Origin of the sequence: Serratia sp. L9 (genome assembly GCF_050632285.1) — a bacterium.
In the GTDB taxonomy this organism is placed as follows: Bacteria; Pseudomonadota; Gammaproteobacteria; order Enterobacterales; family Enterobacteriaceae; genus Chania.
Genome location: NZ_CP192591.1, coordinates 4,429,475 through 4,452,299 on the forward strand (window position 1 = coordinate 4,429,475; position 22,825 = coordinate 4,452,299).

At 47.4% G+C, this 22,825-nt stretch carries 24 protein-coding genes, 3 tRNA genes and 3 pseudogenes; 9 read left to right on the forward strand and 21 right to left on the reverse strand.

Annotation, left to right across the window (positions count from 1 at the left end; all coding sequences use genetic code 11):
• Window positions 1-239 precede the first annotated feature (239 nt).
• Window positions 240-1,742, forward strand: a complete 1,503-nt coding sequence (proP, locus tag ACQ86O_RS21105) for a glycine betaine/L-proline transporter ProP (RefSeq protein WP_431222722.1) — start codon at window positions 240-242, stop codon at window positions 1,740-1,742.
• A gap of 448 nt (window positions 1,743-2,190) precedes the next feature.
• On the opposite strand, the gene ACQ86O_RS21110 is transcribed toward proP, so the two are convergent.
• Window positions 2,191-2,592, reverse strand: a complete 402-nt coding sequence (locus ACQ86O_RS21110; RefSeq protein ID WP_431222723.1) for a winged helix-turn-helix domain-containing protein — start codon at window positions 2,590-2,592, stop codon at window positions 2,191-2,193.
• Between the two features lie 567 nt (window positions 2,593-3,159).
• Between ACQ86O_RS21110 and ACQ86O_RS21115 the strand changes: the two genes are divergently transcribed.
• The 3 genes from ACQ86O_RS21115 (at window position 3,160) to ACQ86O_RS21125 (ending at window position 4,890) form a co-directional block, all read left to right on the forward strand.
• Window positions 3,160-3,363 (forward strand): hypothetical protein, encoded by a 204-nt coding sequence (locus tag ACQ86O_RS21115; RefSeq protein WP_431222724.1) that lies wholly within the window; start codon window positions 3,160-3,162, stop codon window positions 3,361-3,363.
• A gap of 560 nt (window positions 3,364-3,923) precedes the next feature.
• Window positions 3,924-4,457, forward strand: coding sequence for a LuxR C-terminal-related transcriptional regulator (locus tag ACQ86O_RS21120; protein WP_431222725.1), 534 nt, complete (start codon window positions 3,924-3,926; stop codon window positions 4,455-4,457).
• 25 nt (window positions 4,458-4,482) lie between these two features.
• Window positions 4,483-4,890: a hypothetical protein gene (locus tag ACQ86O_RS21125; protein WP_431222726.1), complete on the forward strand. Its 408-nt coding sequence runs from the start codon at window positions 4,483-4,485 to the stop codon at window positions 4,888-4,890.
• Window positions 4,891-5,194: 304 nt separating this feature from the next.
• Here ACQ86O_RS21125 and ACQ86O_RS21130 read toward each other — a convergent pair whose 3' ends face one another.
• Window positions 5,195-5,617, reverse strand: coding sequence for a hypothetical protein (locus ACQ86O_RS21130; protein WP_431222727.1), 423 nt, complete (start codon window positions 5,615-5,617; stop codon window positions 5,195-5,197).
• A 511-nt stretch (window positions 5,618-6,128) separates the two neighbouring features.
• On the opposite strand from ACQ86O_RS21130, the gene ACQ86O_RS21135 reads away from it, so the two are divergent.
• On the forward strand, window positions 6,129-7,601 hold the full coding sequence (locus ACQ86O_RS21135; protein ID WP_431222728.1) for a tryptophan 7-halogenase: 1,473 nt from the start codon (window positions 6,129-6,131) through the stop codon (window positions 7,599-7,601).
• Between the two features lie 406 nt (window positions 7,602-8,007).
• Here ACQ86O_RS21135 and ACQ86O_RS21140 read toward each other — a convergent pair whose 3' ends face one another.
• From ACQ86O_RS21140 to ACQ86O_RS21170, 7 genes and pseudogenes are all read right to left on the reverse strand, one after another.
• Entirely contained in the window at window positions 8,008-8,268 is a 261-nt protein-coding gene (locus tag ACQ86O_RS21140) for a hypothetical protein (RefSeq protein WP_431222729.1), read from the reverse strand.
• A complete protein-coding gene (locus ACQ86O_RS21145; protein ID WP_431222730.1) occupies window positions 8,265-8,657 on the reverse strand; it encodes a hypothetical protein in 393 nt (130 codons plus the stop codon). The genes ACQ86O_RS21140 and ACQ86O_RS21145 overlap by 4 nt, the downstream gene beginning before the upstream one ends.
• Window positions 8,642-9,136, reverse strand: coding sequence for a lysozyme (locus ACQ86O_RS21150; protein ID WP_431225792.1), 495 nt, complete (start codon window positions 9,134-9,136; stop codon window positions 8,642-8,644). The genes ACQ86O_RS21145 and ACQ86O_RS21150 overlap by 16 nt, the downstream gene beginning before the upstream one ends.
• 7 nt (window positions 9,137-9,143) lie before the next feature.
• On the reverse strand, window positions 9,144-9,386 hold the full coding sequence (locus ACQ86O_RS21155; RefSeq protein ID WP_431222731.1) for a class II holin family protein: 243 nt from the start codon (window positions 9,384-9,386) through the stop codon (window positions 9,144-9,146).
• A gap of 19 nt (window positions 9,387-9,405) precedes the next feature.
• Window positions 9,406-10,203, reverse strand: a complete 798-nt coding sequence (locus ACQ86O_RS21160) for a hypothetical protein (RefSeq protein WP_431222732.1) — start codon at window positions 10,201-10,203, stop codon at window positions 9,406-9,408.
• Window positions 10,204-11,107: 904 nt separating this feature from the next.
• Window positions 11,108-11,669: pseudogene (gene terL, locus ACQ86O_RS21165) on the reverse strand (phage terminase large subunit); the annotation flags it as partial.
• The gene (locus tag ACQ86O_RS21170) at window positions 11,666-11,872 is read right to left on the reverse strand and encodes a hypothetical protein (RefSeq protein WP_431222733.1); all 207 of its coding nucleotides are present in this window, start codon (window positions 11,870-11,872) and stop codon (window positions 11,666-11,668) included. The pseudogene terL and the gene ACQ86O_RS21170, both read right to left, overlap by 4 nt.
• Before the next feature lie 287 nt (window positions 11,873-12,159).
• Between ACQ86O_RS21170 and ACQ86O_RS21175 the strand changes: the two genes are divergently transcribed.
• Together ACQ86O_RS21175 and ACQ86O_RS21180 are read left to right on the forward strand one after the other, a co-directional pair.
• Complete coding sequence (locus ACQ86O_RS21175) at window positions 12,160-12,393, forward strand: type II toxin-antitoxin system Phd/YefM family antitoxin (RefSeq protein WP_431222734.1); 234 nt, start codon at window positions 12,160-12,162, stop codon at window positions 12,391-12,393.
• 24 nt (window positions 12,394-12,417) lie between these two features.
• Window positions 12,418-12,747 (forward strand): type II toxin-antitoxin system RelE/ParE family toxin, encoded by a 330-nt coding sequence (locus tag ACQ86O_RS21180; protein WP_431222735.1) that lies wholly within the window; start codon window positions 12,418-12,420, stop codon window positions 12,745-12,747.
• Window positions 12,748-12,825: 78 nt separating this feature from the next.
• On the opposite strand, the gene ACQ86O_RS21185 is transcribed toward ACQ86O_RS21180, so the two are convergent.
• Genes ACQ86O_RS21185 through ACQ86O_RS21200 form a run of 4 tightly spaced genes read right to left on the reverse strand, consistent with a single transcriptional unit; the run spans window position 12,826 to window position 16,456 of the window.
• Window positions 12,826-13,038 (reverse strand): hypothetical protein, encoded by a 213-nt coding sequence (locus ACQ86O_RS21185; RefSeq protein WP_431222736.1) that lies wholly within the window; start codon window positions 13,036-13,038, stop codon window positions 12,826-12,828.
• A 59-nt stretch (window positions 13,039-13,097) separates the two neighbouring features.
• Window positions 13,098-13,424 carry a hypothetical protein gene (locus tag ACQ86O_RS21190; RefSeq protein ID WP_431222737.1) on the reverse strand — a complete coding sequence of 109 codons (327 nt, stop codon included), beginning with the start codon at window positions 13,422-13,424 and terminating at the stop codon, window positions 13,098-13,100.
• Complete coding sequence (locus ACQ86O_RS21195) at window positions 13,424-13,750, reverse strand: hypothetical protein (protein WP_431222738.1); 327 nt, start codon at window positions 13,748-13,750, stop codon at window positions 13,424-13,426. The genes ACQ86O_RS21190 and ACQ86O_RS21195 overlap by 1 nt, the downstream gene beginning before the upstream one ends.
• Before the next feature lie 12 nt (window positions 13,751-13,762).
• Complete coding sequence (locus tag ACQ86O_RS21200) at window positions 13,763-16,456, reverse strand: hypothetical protein (RefSeq protein WP_431222739.1); 2,694 nt, start codon at window positions 16,454-16,456, stop codon at window positions 13,763-13,765.
• A 23-nt stretch (window positions 16,457-16,479) separates the two neighbouring features.
• Between ACQ86O_RS21200 and ACQ86O_RS21205 the strand changes: the two are divergent.
• Window positions 16,480-16,725 (forward strand): annotated as a pseudogene (locus ACQ86O_RS21205) (integrase); the annotation flags it as partial.
• Between the two features lie 82 nt (window positions 16,726-16,807).
• Here ACQ86O_RS21205 and ACQ86O_RS21210 read toward each other — a convergent pair.
• The 6 genes and pseudogenes from ACQ86O_RS21210 to uvrY form a co-directional block, all read right to left on the reverse strand.
• Window positions 16,808-16,893 (reverse strand) — tRNA-Leu (locus ACQ86O_RS21210).
• A gap of 10 nt (window positions 16,894-16,903) precedes the next feature.
• Window positions 16,904-16,977, reverse strand: a tRNA-Cys gene (locus ACQ86O_RS21215).
• Window positions 16,978-17,033: 56 nt separating this feature from the next.
• A tRNA-Gly gene (locus tag ACQ86O_RS21220) sits at window positions 17,034-17,109 on the reverse strand.
• A 143-nt stretch (window positions 17,110-17,252) separates the two neighbouring features.
• Window positions 17,253-17,801: a CDP-diacylglycerol--glycerol-3-phosphate 3-phosphatidyltransferase gene (pgsA, locus tag ACQ86O_RS21225; protein WP_431222740.1), complete on the reverse strand. Its 549-nt coding sequence runs from the start codon at window positions 17,799-17,801 to the stop codon at window positions 17,253-17,255.
• Window positions 17,802-17,858: 57 nt separating this feature from the next.
• Window positions 17,859-19,690: pseudogene (gene uvrC / locus ACQ86O_RS21230) on the reverse strand (excinuclease ABC subunit UvrC).
• Window positions 19,683-20,339: a UvrY/SirA/GacA family response regulator transcription factor gene (uvrY, locus tag ACQ86O_RS21235; RefSeq protein ID WP_337263816.1), complete on the reverse strand. Its 657-nt coding sequence runs from the start codon at window positions 20,337-20,339 to the stop codon at window positions 19,683-19,685. Before uvrY ends, uvrC begins: the two are co-directional and overlap by 8 nt.
• A 791-nt stretch (window positions 20,340-21,130) precedes the next feature.
• On the opposite strand from uvrY, the gene ACQ86O_RS21240 reads away from it, so the two are divergent.
• Window positions 21,131-21,355, forward strand: a complete 225-nt coding sequence (locus tag ACQ86O_RS21240) for a DUF2594 family protein (RefSeq protein WP_431222741.1) — start codon at window positions 21,131-21,133, stop codon at window positions 21,353-21,355.
• 711 nt (window positions 21,356-22,066) lie between these two features.
• Here the strand turns inward: ACQ86O_RS21240 and ACQ86O_RS21245 are convergent.
• Entirely contained in the window at window positions 22,067-22,231 is a 165-nt protein-coding gene (locus ACQ86O_RS21245; RefSeq protein WP_431222742.1) for a hypothetical protein, read from the reverse strand.
• Between the two features lie 55 nt (window positions 22,232-22,286).
• Window positions 22,287-22,715, reverse strand: a complete 429-nt coding sequence (locus ACQ86O_RS21250) for a universal stress protein (RefSeq protein WP_431222743.1) — start codon at window positions 22,713-22,715, stop codon at window positions 22,287-22,289.
• Window positions 22,716-22,825: the final 110 nt, after the last annotated feature.

Genomic DNA, 22,825 nt, shown 5'->3' on the forward strand with positions numbered 1-22,825 from the left:
GATTTACTACCTAATTTGATCCAGACGGCAGATAACGCTAAGCTATGTAACAAGAAAAACTAATCGTTTTGATGATATTTTTTTGTCAAACCCCCTATTTATTGTGACAGTAATCACAATAAACAGTATGCGGAGGACGGGTCAAAATAGGCTGACATTAGCCTTACTGATATCTGAACGACTATAAACTGAGAGTGGATGACAAACCCACCTACGATCAATTTGCACGGGATAACTCTATGAAGTTAAGAAAGAAAAAACATAAACCACTACACATTAACGACATCACTATCATTGATGACAGCAAGCTGAAGAAGGCCATTACTGCTGCCGCATTGGGTAACGCAATGGAATGGTTTGATTTCGGTGTTTATGGCTTCGTCGCCTACGCACTTGGCCAAGTGTTCTTCCCTGGCGCTTCTCCCGGCGTGCAGATGATTGCCGCTCTGGCAACTTTCTCGGTTCCTTTCCTGGTGCGCCCCCTGGGTGGCGTATTCTTTGGTGCTATGGGAGATAAATTCGGGCGCCAGAAAGTGTTGTCCGTCACCATCATCATTATGGCCATCAGCACCTTCTGTATCGGCCTGATCCCTTCTTATGCTTCCATCGGCATCTGGGCCCCCATCTTGCTGTTGCTGGCCAAGCTGGCACAGGGCTTCTCTGTTGGTGGGGAATACTCTGGCGCTGCGATCTTCGTAGCAGAATACTCCCCAGATCGTAAACGCGGTTTTATGGGCAGTTGGCTTGATTTCGGTTCTATCGCCGGGTTTGTCCTGGGTGCGGGCGTTGTGGTGTTGATCTCAAGCATTGTAGGCGAAAGCGACTTCCTCGACTGGGGCTGGCGTATTCCGTTCTTCCTGGCGGCCCCGCTGGGCGTTATCGGTCTGTATCTGCGCCATGCGCTGGAAGAGACCCCTGCGTTCCAACAGCATATGGATAAAATGGAAAAGGACGATCGCGCTTCTATCGAGAATCCCCCAAAAACTTCGTTCAGAGAGATAGCCGCCAAGCACTGGAGAAGCCTGCTGGTTTGCGTTGGCATCGTTATCTCCACCAACGTGACCTATTATATGCTGCTGACTTACATGCCAAGCTACCTGTCACATAATCTGCATTATTCCGAAGATCACGGCGTATTGATTATCATCGCTATCATGATCGGTATGCTGTTTGTGCAACCGTTGGTGGGCTTGACCAGCGATCGCATTGGCCGTAAACCTTTCATCATTGGTGGCAGTATCGGCCTGCTGATTTTAGCCATCCCAAGCTTTGCGCTGATTAACAGCAACATTATTGGCCTGATCTTTGTTGGCCTGCTGGTATTGGCAGTCCTGCTCAATGCTTTTATCGGGGTGATGGCCTCGACACTGCCAGCCATGTTCCCAACGCATATTCGTTACAGCGCGTTAGCCATTGCGTTTAATATCTCCGTGCTGGTTGCTGGCGCAACGCCAACTCTGACCGCTTGGTTGGTTGAAATCACCGGTAATCTTTACATGCCTGCCTACTATCTGATGGTAGTAGCAGTGATTGGCCTGTTCACCGGTTTGTACATGAAAGAAACGGCCAATAAACCCCTGCGCGGTGCAACCCCTGCCGCTTCAGACCGTTCAGAAGCCAAAGAATTATTGCAGGAAACTTACGATAACATCGAACAGAAAGTTGAAGATATCAACGAACAAATCGCTGAGTTAGAAAAGAAAAAACAGACTTTGATCGACCAGCACCCAAAACTGGATTAACCGTCTGAAAGGCCAGAGCCAGCTCTGGCCTCATTTTTAACCAATCCCCCGCCATCCCCGAATAGATATACTCCGCCAACAAAGCAGGTTCGGTTTATTATCAATACCTAAATGACGCTTTCACCGAATACAACCTGGTTTCAAGCACCGGAGGCCGAAGAACCACCAGAGAGGTAAACTCCTGCAGAAGTCACCAGCTTTAACCCGATGCTTATCTTTACTGCTCATCGCCAAAGTGGTTAACCGAGCGGGTTTGACAGTTATCCTCCATCACCACATAGTGTTGAGCTTCCGCCGCAGGTCTGAGGACGTAAAAAACTGTCACTATCAGGATCACAGCAGTTGGCATCAACGCACAGAACAAGAAGGTGAATTTCTTTTTTCATCATGTTGCACAAACTTACCCATTGTTTACCCAGGGATTGCACTGGCGTGGAACTCCTGAGACTTACGGTGGAGGGAAAGTGCTCAGCAGTGTTATTACAAGTATCGTCACTTTGGTGAAGTAATACGAATTCCGGAAAAAAACCTGAACATCAACTGCCTTGCTTAATTTAAAGCCTACCCGATGAACGGTAATTATTGCCTCGTTAATTCCACATTGTTTCAAAGCCTTACGTAAGTACCCAATGTTATGATTCAGACTATTATTGGAAGCAGGATAACCATTTTTTTCCCAGACGCTTTCTAGCAGATCATCTCGATGTACGGGTTTACCCTGTACCTTAATAAGTTCGACTAATATTCCTGCCTGTAATACAGACATTGGGGCAGCAACCTGAACGTGCTGTTTAAAACGCAACCCCTCATTATCCTTAAAGATCACGCAATCATTGAAAATATATTCCATAATTTTTCACCGTAGACTTTGTCGCTTTACCAATCTACAACGCAGATAAAATATCACTTATTCTGTCTATTTACCTCCGAGAGAATCACTACCGGTAAGTCCTCATAATTCTTATTACATAATTTTTATCAGCTTGCAATCGCTAACCGCCTATCAGCCAACCACCGTTAACAACATAGTATGAGTGGTTATTTTTGCAATTTAATTTAGATAGCCTCTGTTGATAAATCTTTAATTTGCAGTATTTTGCATTCCGACTTGTTTAATCTGCAAAAAAACCAGCAACAGGACTATATCCTGTAATTTTTGCATTAACACATTGAATTAACCAATAAAGATCAATTTATGTTTAAAATACTCAGCATCTGGCGGAAGCCTGAAATTAGCTGACCAACCAGGTAATAAACAGCCGGTTGTGTATTAGCCAATTATATACAAATAAACATATAACTAACTTACGAAGAATAACCATCACCCATCTGTATCTCCGATACATCATTGCGTGATTGAAAATATAACCCAGTTTTCTTTTTATTAATGAATCGCCTATTAAACGGAGAAAATATTATGCAACTTAATCCATGTGCCCTGCTTTTAGGGGCAGGTCTATTAATGCTTACCGGAGTGGTTAACGCAGGGCCAAGCAATCAGGTACCAAAAACGACTCACCTTACAGCTAAAATTAATCACGCATTGTTTGTCTCCAAACCTGATGGTGCAAGTTGGTATGACGTAAAAGAGGTCAAACCATTGGGTTCTATTCCAGGTTAGTCTGGATGCCCCCTGATTCTGCGCCATGCGCAAATGCCCACACTGCATTTCCAGACTACTGCTCTGGTTGGGATGGCTAATGCAGGAGTAGCGACCTGCCCACTGTCGGTGAGCCTACAAGTAAAATGCCAGAACATGCCGGTAGCGCAGCCATCACAGGATACCGTTGGGGATTACAACCCAAATATCCGTGCACTGCCGCCTGAAGGGGAATACAGGACCATGACTGGTATTTATCAGGAGGAACCAAAGCTTACTTTCAAACCTGTTGCAAAGGCAAAGCAATGAAACGGCCTTCGATAATCATGCCTGGTTCTCTTATCTGTATCTTTCTGCCAGTCGGTCTTATTGAGGCGGCAATCGACATTTCGCCGGAATGCATCGATGCGCCTTACTGCAAGCGGAAATATTCACGTAGCCCTCCAATCAACACAGGCCGACGGCAGCTCACCCGAGGACATTAACGTCTACCCGGGGCCACCGCAGCATCTTTATGGAAGACAAATCATGCTGCCCGCTTTTGGCGGTTGCAGTGCGGGTCAACGCAAGGAAGAATAGCTATGGATATTGTTATTTTCGATCAAAACCATTTTTATGCGAATGGATTAAAACATCTTATAAACCAGTACCTCTCTCCTGGAGGTAGGGTCGCGATCAACGATGGCGGTTTACTCGGAAAAGCACATCTGGTGATCCGCACGCCGGCCTTTTCCAGCCGTGAAGAATGGCAAAGCGCTTTTAATAACCCCAATACGCTGTACATCTATCAGCGCCCCACATCCGAAGTTCTGCGACGCCGTGGCAACGCTTTGTATCGCTGCGATCCGCTGAATATCACTCTGGATACGCTTGAACGGCATTTGAATGGTGGCTCCGAGAAACAGATTTCCCCACCAACATTTATCCGCTCATTAACAGCGGCTGAGATCCGGCTACTGAAGCTGATAAAGCTTGGTTGGAAGGACCATCGGATAGCGGCTAATTATCAGCTAAACCCTAAAGCCATCAGCATGATGCGTTGCAATGCAATGAAAAAAATGGGGTTACGTAATCGCCTGGAGCTTTATCAGCTACTCAACAAACTGAATTTCTAGACGACTGACATTGTGAGGGATCATCATGAGGTACCTTCTGATTTTCTTTATGTTACTGCCTATTAGCGCTAATTCTACCTTTAAAATCGGTATTTTTGACAGTAAGGTGGTTTGTGGCATCAGTAACTGCACCATGACAAAAGCCAGTAGTAATACCTGGAAAAGTACGTTTTCACTTAGCTGGCTTAAGATGCCAGAAAACCCTCCAATCTCTCACTGGGGTGGGCGTACCGGGCGAGGATTCTTGATATTCCTATATGACAATAATGGCCATGCCATGAAGACCTACTTACCCGCAGTTGGCATCGCCATGGATAGCTATAATCCGGCGGGAAGTAACCTTGGCGAGTTTACCCGTGGTAATGGTTATTTGACCTATGGCGATTCGACTTCCAATGGCTGGAAAAACTTTCCCTCTGCTCAGCTAACCTAATCGCTTTGTACTTAAACATAGCCTGAAACCCAGCGATACTTTACCCCATACCTTAACTCTGGATAACACAGGCCAACAGCTGCGGTTGCCAACCATAAAGTTGGATGGCTGCGCTAACCAGACCTGCTTACCCTATCTTTGATTTATATGGCTGTAATAACCAAGAGTTGGGGGAGTATATCGATGTGATCACCAACGAGATCATGACCAAAAGTTAACCTGCAGAATAAAAATTGGCCCACAGAATATTTATGGGCCAATCGAAAAGCAGCGCGGAAACCAGAATGTTCCGCACATCTCAGAATTACTTCTTCTTAGGTACCGCAGGGTTCGGTTTGGCCTTCTTCGGCTTGGCAACCACCTCTGCGGTAACAACTTTATCTTTAGCCACAGGCGCAGACGCCGATGCTTTTACTTTGGTCTTTGCCGCTGCCGTGGGCTTGGTGGAACCTATGTTTTCTGGTACCTCTGGCTTATTCGGTGTTGCGGCAACCTGCAAAGGTGAGGGAGAAGGATCGGTGGATTTACCCTTGGCTTGAACCGCGCCAGGCTCTGCAACCAGTTCTTTATATTTCTCCACTAAATTTTGATAGGTGTTTAACGCCTTAATCCCATTAAAAGAGTTATCAATCTTACCAGCCCGAATCAGCTCAATAACAATCTGCTGGGCCGCAAGCTCAGGAAATTTTGCCGGATTAATAATCTCAATTTCAAATTCCATCGTCATTGTCGTCTCCTAATTGAATAGCCGGGATCTGCAGCATATCATCTGCAACAGGAAACGAAATTGGGCTGAATCCATTCAATTATTAAAAATGCCAAGCACAACGAGAAAGCACTGGCGATGACAGCGGCGTATCGCGGCGGAAAACGGTGGATTTTTCATCAGAAACTCCAACTGCATAGCGTTAAATATGCTTGGCCCGATACCGCACATCACCTAACAACATCATCCGCCTTAAATAACGTGAAAACCGTCCATCCCCCGGATAATCTGCAACCTGGCAAATGTCTCGCTTAATCCAATCTCACCTCTTCGGCTCCTCCCATTCAGCGAAAGGGCGTCAGTTATAACGTTACTGAACCCACTCTGAGAGATTACCTTAACTTAATAGGAAAAAATCAGGTGTACTCCTCTGCTCCCGGCGACATCTAATTAAGCAATTTTTCCGATTGATTATTGAGTTACTGACAGGAGTCCCATGCTAAATTTCAGGAATGCAAAAAGATTTGTCGTTTTGGGGGGCGGAACTGCCGGATGGTTCGCCGCTATCGCCATGCGTCGACTATTCAGCCCCAATATAGAAGTACGGGTAATAGAATCCTCACAGATCGGCATCGTCGGTGTTGGCGAAGGGGGATTGCTGAATCTGGCTCATGCCTTCGAGCGATACCAAATTCCTGTCGAACGCTTTATGGCAGAAACCGATGCGACTTATAAATGGGGTTTTAGCTATGAAGGTTGGCGAACAGGCCAGGATGACGACCGTTACTTCCATCTGTTTGCCGGTGGCGGCAAGGCCGAATGGGCCGAATATGGTTTCCTCCCCGGTTTTTCTGCCTTAATCGGCCAGCAGTTACCACTGCCTTCCTATATTCGTGGTTTTAAATCCGTAGCCCTTAATCTGCCCCAGCAGGATGCCAAACAAATGTTGGCTGAAGGATGTACGGATATTCAAACTTCCTACCATTTCGACAGTTACAAGACCGCCAACTTCCTGAAGAGCATTGCTCTTGAACGAGGGGTTGTGCATCAAGACGCGATTGTCGACCGGGTGGAACTCGATGAGACGGGGAATGCCACGGCATTGATTATGGGGGAAGACAGCCTGGCCGTTGATTTCGTAATCGATGCCAGTGGTTTTGCCCGCAAGATTGTTGGTAATACGCTCAATGCCGAGTGGGTTTCGTTCAAAGACTCCCTGTTGATGGATCGCGCAATCCCCTTCTATATGCCTCATCCTTTTAAAAACCCGGTTCTGGTTACACGGGCACTGGCGATGGATGCTGGCTGGATGTGGCAAATACCGCTGGTAAACCGCGTTGGCGCGGGCTATGTCTACAGCAGTAAACACATCAGTGATGAACAAGCGCTGGCGGAGATCGAACGAAAATTAGGCTATAAGATTGAGCCACATAAAACGTTGAAATTTGACCCCGGCTGCTTCAGTAAAGTGTGGCATGGAAACATCATGGCATTAGGGCTTTCCTCCGGTTTTGTTGAACCATTGGAAGCAACGTCCATTGGCCAAATGTTGGAACAGTTGCGTAACTTTGAACGTGTGCTCAGAGCGGGCCAAGGCATCGTATCTGAAAAAAGTATCAAAGAGTTTAATCAGGCCAATCTACGCGCCTGGGAAGGGATCCGCGATTTTCTGCGTATGCACTACGACTGCCCGCGTCGTGATAACCCATTCTGGTGCGATGTTGCCGCTTCGGTGATGCCGGATGACTATCGCAACATTAAAGCCTGCTGGCAGGAACGAACTCCGCGCATGCTGGATATCGAAAACTATGCCATCAACGGCTGGGGCGGGATCTTCCATGTGGCTAACTGGATGTTCGTGGCCGCCCCATTAGGGCTGATATCCCATCAGGCGGCTAAACAAGAGGTTCTGGCCTTGCCTCAAGCCAGCAAAGAGAGGGTCAAACTGCTGCTGCAGGAATTGCCATCATTGCTTGGTCCAGACTGGCGGCCAAGAATCTCATAGCAATAAAGTGGTTGATTTTAAAAGGGCCGCAGGTTGATGCTGCCCTGATTTCAGCGCTGAATATCTCCAGGCTTGCTCTTGCACCCAGAGGTAGGAGTGAAAATTCTTATTGCAGCACGGATTGATGGTTTACCGGCTTCTTCCCAATTCCCGTGGTGTTACTTACCACATTTCAGACACAAAAAAACCGCCGTTAAGGCGGTCTGAAAATCTTTATAAATCAATGTGGTACCCGGGGCGGGACTTGAACCCGCACAGCCATAAGCCGAGGGATTTTAAATTCATGGTTAACATACTTTAAAACAATGAGTTATAGAAAATTTCAGAACATGGACTATTAAACGTACACTGATAAATCATTGAGTTACCATGCCGAAACAGCCCATCTTCCGAAACCTTTCCTGCATTAATCACACGCATTCTTTGCCGCTAACAGTTCCCGCTCATACCCGATCCGCTGATGACGTTCCGCACGTAGAGCACGCATTTGAACATCGATAGAGGCACCAATTTTCAGCCTATCAACAGCGAACGCAGGCACGGCAACATCAGCGGTTTTACATGGCACCGGCACTGGCACTTTAACTTCAACATACGCGGGCGGAGGTACCGGGACATTACCGCAACCGGCTATGGCCAAAGCAGCAATCACGATCAGCTTTTTCATTTAGTGCGCTCCTTGCGTAACTCATCATCGAAAGCAGATGAGGCTGCGAAACATGCATCACCGTCGCTGCGCTCTGCCAGCACGTCATTAGCTTTACCGTAATCGGCTTGGGCGGATACCTGCGCTTTTTGTTGTGCTTCCGCTGCCATTGCCTTGCGTAATGCATCCAGTGTTTGCAACGCAGTGATCCCGGCGTTCTGGCTTGCGATAGATGCGGCCTGCTGTCGGTTACTGCCCTGGCAGGCTGTCAAATCCCGGTTGAGGTTATCGATCGTGGGCTGATAGTGACGACCGGCCAGCCATGCGCCGGCGCCAACCATGGACGCCAGCGCCAGCAGGATCACCACCACGGCGCCAACAATGGCCGTCGGTGTCAGTTTAACAGGCATAATTCTTCCTCCTGCGCCCTGCGCTCGACCTGTCCATAGCAACCATTAGCATGCCCTTTCGTCTGTCGGCAATCTTTGCCGCCATCGAAAACCCAACGATTAAACTCAGCACACGCCCCCTTACGATCACCGCCATTCAGCTTGCGCCAGAACGTTGACGCCTGGCACTTACCAGGGCCAATATTCCAATAGCAGAATGACGCTACAGCTACTTTCTGCGGCTCACTAAGCGGCACTACTACGTTTTGCTGTACCCAGTTCAACGCCTTGGTTTCTTCTCGTTTATTCAGGGATTCGCACTGCGACTCTGACAGCTGCATCCCTGGGCGCACTGACTTCCCGTCTATGCTCGTTAAGCCACGGCAAATCGTCCAGATACCTCCAGCGTCTTTATAAGCTGTCGTCGGGTTGCCCTCTTTCTCATTGAGGAACTGGGGTAAGATAACCGCCGCACTGGCACCGGATATCACCAGCGCCATTACTGCCTTACTCAGTTTGCTCACTGATACCCTCCTTCCATTCCCTTTCTTTTCTCCGATCTTCGCGTACCTTGAAATATAAGTTCATTAGCCAGGTGAGAAATGCAAAGAATAAACCGCCAATAACACCAATTGCCGCCCATTGCTCTGGCGAAAATTTATCAAGGAATTGAGCAAGGGCTAACCAGAACGCTGCAGTGCCACCCGAGGCACCATAAGATATACCTGTTGTAAGCTTTTCCATTTTCATACCCACCCCCAGCGGGTTATTAACCTGTTAATGATGATGAACAATCTAACGTGACAATCATTACACCCGATGTTGTTGATGCTGTTGTATTACTCTGGTTTGTATATGTGCCGACATTTACAACCTTATTCGTAAAATCTATTACAGGTGTGATGTAGGGAGACTTCGTACTTGCTGCCGAGTCCGCAAGGAATTGTGATGACATAACGCGCGCCCGGTTTGGTATCAGCATCTTTTTATCAAAGCTAATAGGGAAATTGCTTACGGAGCTTAAAAATCCAGAAGAGAACCCTTTTTGCGTTGCGGGTGATATATTAAGTGTTTCAACGCCTCCACCAACTATCCCATTCCCTGCAACGTATACATTATCAATTGTGTCACCAAATGATTTTGTTATTTGTGTAACTGTACATGCTAATGTTGCCCCTACGCCATCCCCGGCGATTGTTAACGTCGCAGATGAGCTGTAGCCAGAACCACCCTCAATGACACGAACACGGGAAATAAATCCGTTAATTATCCTCACTTCAAAAACAGCACCAGTACCAAGACCGACAGGATCATTGACTACAACAGAAGCTGTTGTGTACCCGCTGCCGCAATTGATTGTTTTAACGCGTTCAAATCCTCCAGCAGAAACGGACTTAGCAGTTACTGTCCATGCTTCATATGTTGCCACCGCACCGCCTGACGGTTGCGCAACCTGTACTTTACCGTTGACTACACTTACAGCGCGGATATTTTGGTTAGTTGCCCCTGGCTTTAGCCATATATATTCAAAGCGGTTAGTGAAATCAGTAGTTACATGCTCCCCCATTCCAATCACTAATATTTATTCCCGCCGGGGATAAAATAACTATCCTTGATGCACCCAATTTAAAGTTTGTTAACTTCGTTCCAGTAGTAGATCCGCCCACAATTTCTAAAGCCCAATCTTTATCTGTCACACCCCACACATGGAAATTATGGAAAACATTACCTGGCACAGGACATAGAATGGCCTGTTTTGCAGATGAAACAGTAAAAACACCAAGTTGATTGTCATTAGTATAAACTTCAATTGCTATCCCTGTTTCACTGCCTCGTCGTGTATCATCGTAATCATACTCAGCAAAAAACATAGATTCAGTGATGCATTCATGCTCCTCATGCAACATTCCATTTTGAGCATCACCGAGAACCAGACCACTTACAGAAAAGCCAGTGAATAATGCTCCTCCTGTTATAGTAAACCGATTATATTTATTAACCTCTAGACACACCGGAGCATAATGATTTGCTGAAAGATGGGCGCCATCCCATACAATCCCCTCATATGAGAGAAAATCATTTTGTTCGGCAAATGAAAACATGCTCTTTGTAGCAACATTGAAAGTAGGCATTGCGAAAATAATGCCATTGCTAAAGCGAATGCGGTTACATGCCGGGACTGATATTTTACGTGTTATCCCCCAACTGCCACTTAAATCAACGACAACCCCAGACACTAAGCGTGCATGCTTGTTGCCGATGTTTTGTGAACCTTTTTGAGCGACAGACCAGTTAATATAGTTCTGGATCGCCGTAGTCGAATCACCATCTTTTACGCCACCAAAGTCGAAAATACTTAAATCTGTTTTCCCAAACCGACGCCAACCACCAGTTGTACCAGTACGGAAAAATGAACCCCCATCATCTATTGTCGTTGTATCTGTAGACCACTTGAAAATGCCGCCGCCATACACTTCGTCGTATAGGCTGTCGTGCGTGTGCGGGGTACCGATGTAGAGTTTACGGCCACCAAGTACCAGGATGTGCGCTTGCTCCCCCAGGCGGTACCGGAGTTTTTCGCGGGCCTCAGGGGTTTGGATGTTGCGCGGTACTTCCACATCATCGTTTTGGCATTCGTCGGCGCGGGCCGAGGTGACGTTCGATAAAATGCCCTTGGCATACATGCTGCCGTTACGCATATCGAGTGCGCCGTTTACCCACCACTGTTCTACGGTTCCCTGACCATCAGGCAGCATGCCACGCGTTAAGGGGTGATTTCGGAGAACGTTCTGTGTGTCGCGGCTGGTCTTGTACGCTGTGCCGTCTGCCTCTGATTGGTGCAGAATACGGTACTGTCGATCCCGGTAATACCGCCATGCGTTATACACGGCCAGAATGGTGGATTTACCAAACCCACGGAAACACCGAAGCACCGCGATGCTCCAACCAGTGACAGGCGCGATAGTGGCAGTCCGGCACATCCCACTTCATCCGCTCGGCCCACATGATGAAGAACGCTACGAACGAGATCATTTATTCTTATTCTGTAGACGCTCCAATACAGCCATTGCGGCTTTTTCAGCGCTTGCTACCTGCTGGCCTAACTTGAACGCTTCATCGTCCGGATCGCCACCGCCTTTCGGTACCCCGCCGCGCGTATGTATGCCGATAAGAGAATGTACCTTCACCAATAGCGTAAGTGATGCGGCCGCATTTTTTGTACCAGTATCGATCACCGCGTTCCTGCTTGGTGTGCTTTGTGGGTTCCTTGCCTGCGCCTGGCCAGTTATCCGGATCGGCCTCATCAAGAACGACATCGGTTAACTTGTCGCTCAGTACGGTAAGGCGAGTTCTGTAATCGTTGTGCATAAATAAGCCCCATGGTTAACATGAGGCTATGGTGCTGCGAGTGTGTGGTCGGTTTCCTGACTATTGCAATCAGTCTAAATTTAGTCCATCATTAGACCGTTACTTAACCTTAAGGAGTTTTTAATGCCGGATGGCCGCGAAAGAGGAGTTAGCTATGAGAGTCGAAACTATATCATTCATTAAAAAACATGCGGCGGCTCTGGATTTATCAGAGCCCATAGTTGTTACGCAAAACGGCACACCAGCTTATGTCATTGAATCTTTTGAAGAGAAGCAACAGCGTGATAATGCTATTGCACTGCTTAAACTTCTCACTATTTCTGAAAAAGACAAAGAGACTGCTAATGTGCTTTCGCGTGATGAACTATTGGGCGGTATAAATCTATAACGCCATATCACGGAGAAGCGCTAAATGACGAAAATAAAAGTTGAGTATACTGAGACTGCAAAATTTAGTTTGCAGGAGATTGTTAATAACCTCAAATGGCGTCAGCAGGAACCGACGCCGGTCATTAACGAATTGCTCAACGAGTTTGAAGGGAAGGTTACCGTGTTCCCTTTAGGCTGTCCGGTATCGCCAGAACTGGTCAAAATCGGTGTGAACCGTTATCGTGAGTGTAACACCAGCAATGGATATCGTGTGATCTACTCGGTTTCCATCGACACGGTAACTGCACATGTTATTTTGTCACAACGGCAGGACATTCAGCAGTTGTTGTTCAAGCGTTTGATTGAAGCCTAAGCAGAATCCCGCCATCAAGGCGGGGTTTTTTATCGCTTTCTCATCTGCTTTTCTAAACTACTGGTGCAGCAATGCGCGTCACGATCTGTTCAACAGTTCCATCTCTTCTTCTGTTGGCTCTACAAATCTCACCCTTTCAATTGGCACTATTTCGTAAGTACCGTTGCGATAAATGGTGATCGCCTTAGTCAGCCAGTCTATCCCGTAGACAAAGTGCCGATTGTCAGAACTGCGCATCATGGCAACCAGCCTGGGGAATGGCGGCATAATGCCGTACTGTTTCTTTGCCATGGTGATCACCTCCTTGCTGTGAGAAGCCCCTTGCGGGGCTTGGGGTTTATCTGGGTAGGTTAGTAACCTCTTGCCTTTCTGTTGTATTCCTCCACAGCTTCATTAGCCTTGCGTATAGCTTCGGCCTTTGCTTCATTCACCCTTTCGATATCCGAATTAGCATCATCAACGTACTGTTTTGCTTTGTTGACATAATCCTCAACCTCACGCTTATAGCTTTCCCATGCAAATTTGTCATCACCGAATGGCGGCGACGGGGGATATTCAGAAAATTCAGGATACCCAGAGAACCCAAGATTTGAGCCACCAAATACCGCAGCCTTAGAATATGTCGGCATAAAAAAACATGATGAAACTATTGCTGCATATATAATTGCATTTCTCATTACTTCATCTCACCATCATTTATATTTTTGTTGTATCTATCCTCTCGGATATCCGTGTAGGATTGTTCGTGCGACTTCCCATATTTTAAGTAACAAACTTCGTCCATTCTTCGCATGGTCTTTGTGGCTTTATCATGGCACATCGCCCAGAAGACAACCCCTCCACCAACAATGATTCCTGCCATGGTGCTGCTAATATCTGTACCCCATATGACCTTTGCAAGAAAAAGTAATATTCCTGCGCCAGCTATACCCATCCCAATCCTTGAATTGGTCTGCGCGTTATCATGCTCTCGCTCTAGATCAAGTAATTGATCAGTGCTCACATATCCCCCTTATTACTTGATGCTTTCCTCAACCTTATTTAATATCGGCGCTATCCAAGGCAGATTTTGCCCTGGAATCAACTGACGAGTAGATCGTACCGCTGTATCGTCAAAGTCACCGCTAAGTATCCCTGTAGCAATATCTGACAGTTTCCCCATTGAGTCAAATGACGGGCCGAGAACCGAGCCGAGTGCATTGCGACTGGCGTAGCGCGACTGGGTTCCCGTGCCGAGTGCAGGGCCAAGGCCAAGGGTTCCGGCGCTAACTTTTTCCAGGGTGTTATTAAACTCCATTAGCGGCCCTACGACTCCAGAGCGATCGATACCTTCAAGCACTAATTTCTCCGGAGCGTAATCAACTTCTCGACCTGCAAGTGTGTTCTTGAACGCATATGTCATGGCCCCCAACATAAGCTGAAGCCCCAGTCCGTAATAAAATTGAGCCTCCCCTGCCTGGATCCCGCCAACGGTGGCACGATTGTATGACCCGAAAATGAAGCTCTTAAATTGAAAAACCAATTTTCCCATCTGAGAACTAGCCCACAACGGCGTATCACCAATGCCCGGCGTTACTATCGTGTTGTTCACATCCTTCACCACAGCAGACTCAAATGCAGCACGTACTGCGGGATCATCCCAGGCGCTGCTGTTGCCTATGCGCAGGCCGTCTTCAGTCTTACCATGCTTGTTAAACTGCTGCTGGATGCGCGCTACCATATTGTCATCGATCCCGAGCTTCGCCAGGCGCGGACTGGTTTTAGTGGATCCCAGAATGATATCTGCCGTATTCATCCCATTCAATGCCTTGTGGAAGGAGTTCCACTGGTTCATCAGCGTAAGGTTCCCAAACTTTCCAGTGGCGTAGTCAAGCCCGGATTCCAACATTGAGCGTTGCGAAAAGTCATTCGCTATGTCGGCAATCGCCCGACTACGATCAGAAAGCACAATATCAAGCGCTGTGCCCATCTTCTGCATTTCTTCCCTACTGGCTTTCCATGCAGGAGAACCTGATAGCCATTTGCCGTAGGCTCTAAAAGTTTTGCTGAAGCCGTTTACCATCACGGCGCGGGCCAGGTCAGGTACGGCAGAAACGGTCATGCCGCTGAGCTTTGCCAGGTAGTTCATATTCCTGAGTACGTTACCAGCCCGCACAAATGTCCCAGACGGATCGTCAGGCATTTTGTAAGTGCCAAGCAGGCGGTCACGCATTGCCAAAATATCCGCCTCATCGCGTTTCATTCGCTTGTGCAGCATCGCCTGATCTGCCGGGTTGGCGCGTATCATATCAGTGTACTCGTCACGAATATCCTTAAGCACTCGCTCCATGGATGAATCACCAAATTTTCGCGTTAATTCGATATTTGGCGCAGCATCACGAATGTGCCGTTGCATCACAAAGCACACATCCGATTCCAGGAATGGCTCCAGCAGATCGTCAGGCACATTAAGCGATCGGGACTTTGTTGCCCCTGGTAGTTTTACTGAGAAGGCGTTGGCGTAATCCTGCGGCCGCATTGCGCCGGTGATTTTGTTGATCACCTCATCGGCTGCTATTTCAAGATCTTCAATAGGAACCTGATTGCCGCCACGCGACCACCAGTCAGTTAATATTTTCCTGAACTCGTCGCGTCTGGCTAGAATTTCACCCTGTCGATACATGCGAGGGAAGTAACTTTGCGCCCCGATTACTTGAAGATCATCAGCCAGCATGCCAAGAGACTGCATTTCGTTGCGGATGTTATCGAGGATTGGCCGTAACGCCTTTGCCGTTTCCTGCACGGCAGCATTCGGACTGGTATCATTTCGCCGCATGGCTCGGCCAACCTCCTCGGCGAAATCAAGCTTACTACCCGTACCACCTTGTGCCCTGAATTTAGCAAACCCATCATTGGCCGTTATAGCAGATGCGGCCTCTTCCCGCGCCCACATGCGAACCTGTGTTTCTGCGGCGGATCGCGTGGCGATCCCTTCGAGGTTCTTGGCTGTCGTGAGGTTGTTCTCTGCCAGTTGCTGGACAGTCCGACGCACGGTTACAGAGGGGGACTCCATTGTGCGGCCAAGCGGCGTCATGTTCATTACCTTGTTGACGACTTTTGGCCCCCGCATGGTTTCTTGGGCAAGCGTTGTGGCCGGAACGTTCATCGCCCCCACACTACCGCCGGTGTTAATGTTCCTGAGCGAATCGGCAATCTCTGTTTGCGCAGCGTTTCGAACCTCAGGGCTGAGCAGGTGAGAACCAGCACCAAGCATGCCGCCCAATACCGCGCCGGCTGCCGTGTGAAACAGGCTTTCCTCCGCTGTTCGGGTGTATTGCTGTTGATGCAGAGCCAGCTCACTTATCGCTGTGCCACCGGCTGCAATGGCAGCATTTGAAACAACGCGAGCAACAAAGCCACCCTGGTCACCAGGTACGAACAAGCTGGCAATAGTAACCGGATCCACAACTCCAGCGGCAATGCTGGCCAGAACACCGGACGCACCGGACTCCGCAAGGAATTGCCTATCCTGATTTTCATCATCAATTCGTTGCCTTATCGATGCAGTCTGTTGTGGAGAACGAGAATCAGAGAAGGCGGTAGCCCAAGGTTCATACCCGCGGATCTCGTCTGGGTCGGTGAATGGATTATATCCTTCCTGTTCTTCGAAATCCGGCGCTGGGTTAAGCAGTCCTGACATGAGATTGTATTGGCGGAACGCAGCCCCCAATACCGATGGACCTTCTTCGATCCAAGTATACCCGGGACAGTTTTAACGCTCATTGGATGAAGGCGAAAAAGGCAGCATCAGAGAAACACCCTGACCTGAGTTTTAATTTCACGTTCCATGATCTGAAAGCAAAAGGTATTTCTGACCTGGACGGAAACTTGTACGACAAACAAGCAATATCAGGACACAAGAACGTGACGCAAACGGCGAGGTATGATCGGAAAATTGCAGTTGTGCCAGTTGTCGATGGCCAGAATATGGCGAAATGATATGGCGAAAATATGTCGAAAGGTGATTTAGGACACAAAAAAACCGCCGTTAAGGCGGTCTGAAAATCTTTATAAATCAATGTGGTACCCGGGGCGGGACTTGAACCCGCACAGCCATAAGCCGAGGGATTTTAAATCCCTTGTGTCTACCGATTTCACCACCCGGGCTCGGGAAAGTTGGAGGCGCGTTCCGGAGTCGAACCGGACTAGACGGATTTGCAATCCGCTACATAACCGCTTTGTTAACGCGCCTTAATTCTGTTTGCCTTTACAGGCTAAAGCTGGTAATCAACCAGCTTTACTAAATTTGGAGCGGGAAACGAGACTCGAACTCGCGACCCCGACCTTGGCAAGGTCGTGCTCTACCAACTGAGCTATTCCCGCATTAATCAGAACTTACTGATTTTTTCAACCTTTCGGCAATTCACCGCTGCCGTCTGATGCGATGCATTCTACTTACCTGGCGTGATGAGTCAATAAAATTGTTGGCTCATCACGCTCGTTTGCCGATTTTTGCATCGCTTCGATCAAGGTTCCAGCAAATCTCTGCGAGCGGCGTTCAAATATTGGAACATCGACCAGAAAGTCAGCACTGCGGCAATGTACAACAGCACGAATGCCGCGTATTCAACAGTGCGCTCCGGCCGCCATAACAGGCCAACCAGGGACATCATCTGTGCCGTCGTCTTCACTTTACCAATCCACGAAACCGCCACGCTGCTGCGTTTGCCTATCTCTGCCATCCACTCACGCAATGAGGAGATAATAATCTCACGGGCAATCATGGTAGCCGCAGGCAAGGTGATCCACCAAGTGTGATAATGTTCTGCTACCAGTACCAGCGCCACCGCTACCATAACTTTGTCAGCGACAGGGTCAAGGAAAGCGCCAAAACGGGTTGTCTGCTTCCAGCGACGGGCTAAAAAGCCGTCGAACCAATCGGTTACAGCAGCAAACACAAAAATGACAGCGCACAGCATCGGAGCCCAAACGAATGGCAGATAAAACGCCAGCACGAAGAATGGGATCAGAACTACACGAAACAGGGTAAGCCACGTCGGTATATTCAATTGCATAATGCTATGTAACTATCTGGCTGGAGTGGAAATTAAGAGTATGTTGCTACATTGGCCTCAGTGTTTCAATGCATTGTAGATCTTTTCTGCCAATGCTTGTGAAATACCCGGCACTTTTGCAATTTCCTCAACGGTGGCATTCAATAATGGTTGAAGTCCACCCATAAACTTCAACAGCACCTGACGCCTTTTTGGTCCTATACCTTCTATCAGTTCCAGGGCGCTGGTATTTTTTACTTTTGCCCGCTTCTGGCGATGGCCGGTGATCGCATGATTGTGTGAATCGTCACGAATATGCTGGATAACATGCAGGGCCGGTGAATCTGGTGGCAATGAAATCCCCTCGCCTTCCGGCACAAAGAACAACGTCTCCAGCCCTGCTTTACGATCGCTGCCTTTGGCAATACCTATCAGCAATGGCTTATGTTTATCCCAGGTCACATTCAGCGAATTGAACACTTCGATCGCCATTCCCAGTTGCCCCTTGCCCCCATCGATAAAGATCACGTCAGGGATTTTTTCTCTTCTAATGCTTTACCATAGCGGCGTTTCAGTACTTGTGCCATCGCGGCATAATCATCACCGGGCGTTATACCTGTAATATTGTAGCGCCGATATTCTGAACGCAGCGGGCCATTGTTATCAAATACCACACAGGAGGCTACGGTTTGTTCCCCCATGGTATGGCTGATGTCGAAACATTCCATACGGTTAATTTCGGCAAGGTTCAACGTTTTCGCCAATTCCGCCAACCGCTGATGGATCGTGGATTGCTGAGAAAGCTTGGTGACTAAAGCCGTCGTGGCATTGGTGCGTGCCAATTTCAGATAACGTGCGCGGTCGCCTCGCGGTTTGCTCTGGATCTGGATCTTGCGGCCCGCCAATTCACTTAACGATTCCGCCAGCAGATCTTTTTCAGGTAAGGTAAAGTCCAGCAAAATCTCGGCCGGTAAAGTTCGCGCCTGGCTTCCTTGCAGATAAAATTGCCCGACAAAGGTTTGCACAACCTCACTAAGCTCAGTACCACCCGGCACTTTAGGGAAATAGCTACGACTACCGAGCACTTTACCCTGGCGAATAAACAGAACGTGTACGCAGGCCATACCCGCATCAAAAGCTACACCAATAACATCCAGATCGTCACTGTTACCTGAAACAAACTGTTTTTCAGTGACTCGGCGCACCGCCTGGATCTGATCACGAATGCGTGCCGCCTCTTCAAAATTGAGCTGCTTACTGGCGTTCTCCATGCGTTCTATCAACTGATGTAAAACCTGCTGATCCTTGCCAGACAAGAACAGGCGCACATAATCGACCTGCTGCCTATATTCTTCTTCGCTAACCAACCCGGCTACACACGGCCCCAAACAGCGGCCGATCTGAAACTGCAAACAAGGGCGGGAACGGTTACGGTAAACGCTGTTTTCGCATTGGCGAATAGGAAACAGCTTTTGCAAAAGCGCCAGCGTTTCACGAACCGCATAAGAATTGGGGAACGGGCCAAAGTATTCGCCTTTGGCATGTTTAGCACCACGGTGCACTGACAACCGGGGATGAGTATCGGCACTAAGAAATATCAGTGGATAAGATTTATCATCACGAAGGAGAACATTGTATCGCGGCTGGTATAATTTAATATAATTATGTTCCAGCAAAAGCGCTTCGGTTTCCGTATGCGTAACAGTAACGTCAATTTGCGCAATATTTTTGACTAGATTCTCTGTTTTGCGACTGTTAACCTGAGTACGGAAATAACTCGTGAGACGTTTTTTCAGGTCCTTGGCTTTACCGACATAGATCACCGTGCCAGTCAGGTCATACATCCGATAGACACCGGGTTGACTGGTTACAGTTTTAAGAAATGCCTGAGCATCGAAACGGTCAATCACTGCTTAACAACGTCTCCGCATTGAACAATCCATGTCTTATCGCCAAATGCGTCAACTCAACATCCCCGCTAATATTCAGCTTACTGAACATGCGGTAACGATAACTGTTCACCGTTTTAGGGCTGAGATTTAGTTGCTCTGAGATCTCATTCACTTTTTTCCCTTTGGTGATCATCAACATAATCTGCAGTTCGCGCTCAGATAATGTGCTGAACGGATTTTCTGCCTGGGGTTCCAACTGGCTTAATGCCATTTGCTGCGCAATATCGGAGGCGATATAACGCTGGCCAGCATGTACCGAACGGATAGCGTTAACCACTTCCTGTGGCGCGGCCCCTTTGCTCAGATAACCAGCAGCACCAGCCTGCATCACCTTTGCAGGTAACGGATTCTCAGTATGAATGGTCAACATGATGACCTTGATATCGGGCGCATAACGAACAATTTTGCGGGTAGCTTCCAGCCCCCCAATGCCCGGCATATTCATATCCATTAAAACGATATCAGCGGAGTTGCTGCGGCACCATTTGACAGCATCTTCGCCGCATTGTGCTTCACCAACAACTTTTATGCCTTTGATATCTTCAAGAATGCGTCGTATCCCTGCGCGCACCAGTTCGTGGTCATCAACAAGAAGAACGCTAATCAAGGAAAATTCTCCAAAATAAGGGAGTAACGCAATCAATCAGCCTCTGTCATCTAAACAGATATTACTTGGTTTTCAGCAAAGAATGAATACAGATTAATACTTACTCATGGTTTACTCTGCGAAACAAGCCCAATTTTTCGAGCCCCTAGTCTACTATGGCGTGATTAATCCAGCTGAATTTCGGATAAAAATCCCTCACGCCAATTAGGTGCATCTGAAACAATTCTTACTATGATACGCCATTTTATCTCTTTTGGCGGTAAAATTAGTGTAAGTTATCGCAATATGCACTAAATAAAGTTAGTCACAACTATCAGCCATAAGCATATGAATTACAAAAAAATAACAATTCAAGGTCATTTTTAAACACGCAGAAACCTCTGCTGCAAAACCCTTATTCAGAATACCCCTCCGATGCAGGCCTCAAGAAGGAAGCATTCTCAATTATAATAGCTAACTGCTCCCAGCCAGTTGCAACCCAGATATTTATTCATTCAGCCACAATAAACCATTAGTACTTATAACCTTACGGCGTTGAGAAAGGTAGAAGTAAATACTAACTCCAAATGAGTATCAGCGTAAGTTAGCCCAATGAAAATCAATAGATTAGCCGCTTATCAACATGTGAAAATGCAATAAAACGGCGCTTTCATCCAGGGGAGTCACTCATGCTATGCTATAGTCCGCGCCCACAGCAATGCACTGCGGCTTGCCATAGTGAATCGGAAACCGGTAAATGTGCATCAAACTGCATTTAGCCTCAGGCTCATGCATTAAAATCAGGAGATAAAATGAGCAATATTGACTTTACTACATCTGCATCCCCGGAAGCCCTGGCAACCGAAGTCGCCTGCCTAAAAGCCACGTTGACACTGATCCTCAAGGCGATTGGCCAAGCGGATGCCGGTAAGGTGATTATCAACCTGGAGCGCTTCGCAGCACAGATTGATGACCCGGCTCAGGCCGAAATCTTCAAAAACAGCATCCAGCAGATCAAGCACGCCTACCGCCAATAATCTGTAGGTTATCAGGCTGCCTTTATGCGGGCCTGATCGACTCTGCTCTACTCTCCCGCTCTGCCTCTCACATAAATTTCATATGTAATAGAATGAGTTAAAATAAAATATAGTGGGATAGTGATCAACCCTCTGGGAGTACCCCTACCTGATTCTGGGACCTGGTTACTGATTGTCCGTTGTCGCTGGAACCCCGACGAAAAGCATAAATAGTAGAAAAGATAAGCAAAAACCTTTATTTGCCCAAGCCTACGCCATTATGACATTAACAAAGTGAAACCATCAGAGTCATTTGGGATAGTTACTCTACGATAATTTTCGTATTACCAATTCAGGATATCAACAAATCATTAGCGTCGATAATATTATTATCATGAATGGCAATAGGAGTAGTCTTATTTCAACATTAAATATAATGTGAGATTTTTATTACCACCATTATTATCATCCAAGCATTATAAATATCTTGCCGAAACACTGGGCTAATCTGACGGGTAGCTTAGCCCTGCACACCCAAGCTGCAGGCCTTCTGCCTGCTATTCGGTCTCTAGGCTTCCCGCGCTTGGCGTCGTAGCAAATAACCTTTTTAAATAATTGCATTCTGTATTAATGCAATTAATATAATTGCATTATAAAATAATTAGGGTGTGAATTTATTGATTGACCTGCATTATATTGGAATTATCCGAGGTAAAGTCACCAAGCTATTCATCATCGCCGTTTGGCATGCCTGTTCTTGGGCGGCGTAAATCTTTTGGCGGTTTCTTGTATTTGGCTTTTGCCAATGCCCTGCCAATCAGCCATAACAACAATGGCAAAACCAGCAAGCACAAGCCCAACGTTATCAAAGCGTTTATCAACTGGGGTACCCATCATTTTGGATCAGCAACCATTAGGCCCGCAAAGCGCATGGCGGGCCTGTCTTTCAGGTTTACCTGATCACCATTACCGACATTTTGGCATGGCGAACAATGGCGGCAGCGTTCGAACCGAGAAGGTAGGTTTTCACGCTGGGGCGGCGGGAACCAATCACTATCAGATCGGCTTCAATCTCTTCTGCCAGCTGCAATACTTCATCACGAGGAGAACCGAAGCTGATCGTGTAAGACAAACGTTCCAGCGGCAGATCGATCTCCGCCATAATTTTCTTCAGGCCTTCAATCGCTTTCACCTCGGCCTGGTTTTCAAATTCTTTGATACCAAAAGAATAAGCGGTGACAAATGCCGAGGCATCTGGCAAAGCGTGGAAGAAATGCACCTTGGCCCCGGACATTTTCGCCAGGTACTCGACATGTTTAAGCGCATGTTCAGTTAATACGTCTTCTGCGATATCTACCGGTACTAAAATGGTCTTGTACATTTTCAATCCCTTCTCTGTTTTTACCCTATGGATTTCAAGCGGCGGCTTGTGACCAGCAGCTTGAAAGACGACGGGTATACCGTGATGATCTTAGCTTACCGCTGGCAAGC

Bases quoted from the DNA above. Each gene is read 5' to 3' on its own strand.
- proP (WP_431222722.1), top strand. From the start codon at position 240: ATGAAGTTAAGAAAGAAAAAACATAAACCACTACACATTAACGACATC.
- ACQ86O_RS21110 (WP_431222723.1), bottom strand. From the start codon at position 2,592: ATGGAATATATTTTCAATGATTGCGTGATCTTTAAGGATAATGAGGGG.
- ACQ86O_RS21115 (WP_431222724.1), top strand. From the start codon at position 3,160: ATGCAACTTAATCCATGTGCCCTGCTTTTAGGGGCAGGTCTATTAATG.
- ACQ86O_RS21120 (WP_431222725.1), top strand. From the start codon at position 3,924: ATGGATATTGTTATTTTCGATCAAAACCATTTTTATGCGAATGGATTA.
- ACQ86O_RS21125 (WP_431222726.1), top strand. From the start codon at position 4,483: ATGAGGTACCTTCTGATTTTCTTTATGTTACTGCCTATTAGCGCTAAT.
- ACQ86O_RS21130 (WP_431222727.1), bottom strand. From the start codon at position 5,617: ATGACGATGGAATTTGAAATTGAGATTATTAATCCGGCAAAATTTCCT.
- ACQ86O_RS21140 (WP_431222729.1), bottom strand. From the start codon at position 8,268: ATGAAAAAGCTGATCGTGATTGCTGCTTTGGCCATAGCCGGTTGCGGT.
- ACQ86O_RS21145 (WP_431222730.1), bottom strand. From the start codon at position 8,657: ATGCCTGTTAAACTGACACCGACGGCCATTGTTGGCGCCGTGGTGGTG.
- ACQ86O_RS21150 (WP_431225792.1), bottom strand. From the start codon at position 9,136: ATGGCGCTGGTGATATCCGGTGCCAGTGCGGCGGTTATCTTACCCCAG.
- ACQ86O_RS21155 (WP_431222731.1), bottom strand. From the start codon at position 9,386: ATGAAAATGGAAAAGCTTACAACAGGTATATCTTATGGTGCCTCGGGT.
- ACQ86O_RS21160 (WP_431222732.1), bottom strand. From the start codon at position 10,203: ATGGGGGAGCATGTAACTACTGATTTCACTAACCGCTTTGAATATATA.
- ACQ86O_RS21175 (WP_431222734.1), top strand. From the start codon at position 12,160: ATGAGAGTCGAAACTATATCATTCATTAAAAAACATGCGGCGGCTCTG.
- ACQ86O_RS21180 (WP_431222735.1), top strand. From the start codon at position 12,418: ATGACGAAAATAAAAGTTGAGTATACTGAGACTGCAAAATTTAGTTTG.
- ACQ86O_RS21185 (WP_431222736.1), bottom strand. From the start codon at position 13,038: ATGGCAAAGAAACAGTACGGCATTATGCCGCCATTCCCCAGGCTGGTT.
- ACQ86O_RS21190 (WP_431222737.1), bottom strand. From the start codon at position 13,424: ATGAGAAATGCAATTATATATGCAGCAATAGTTTCATCATGTTTTTTT.
- pgsA (WP_431222740.1), bottom strand. From the start codon at position 17,801: ATGCAATTGAATATACCGACGTGGCTTACCCTGTTTCGTGTAGTTCTG.
- ACQ86O_RS21240 (WP_431222741.1), top strand. From the start codon at position 21,131: ATGAGCAATATTGACTTTACTACATCTGCATCCCCGGAAGCCCTGGCA.
- ACQ86O_RS21245 (WP_431222742.1), bottom strand. From the start codon at position 22,231: ATGATGGGTACCCCAGTTGATAAACGCTTTGATAACGTTGGGCTTGTG.
- ACQ86O_RS21250 (WP_431222743.1), bottom strand. From the start codon at position 22,715: ATGTACAAGACCATTTTAGTACCGGTAGATATCGCAGAAGACGTATTA.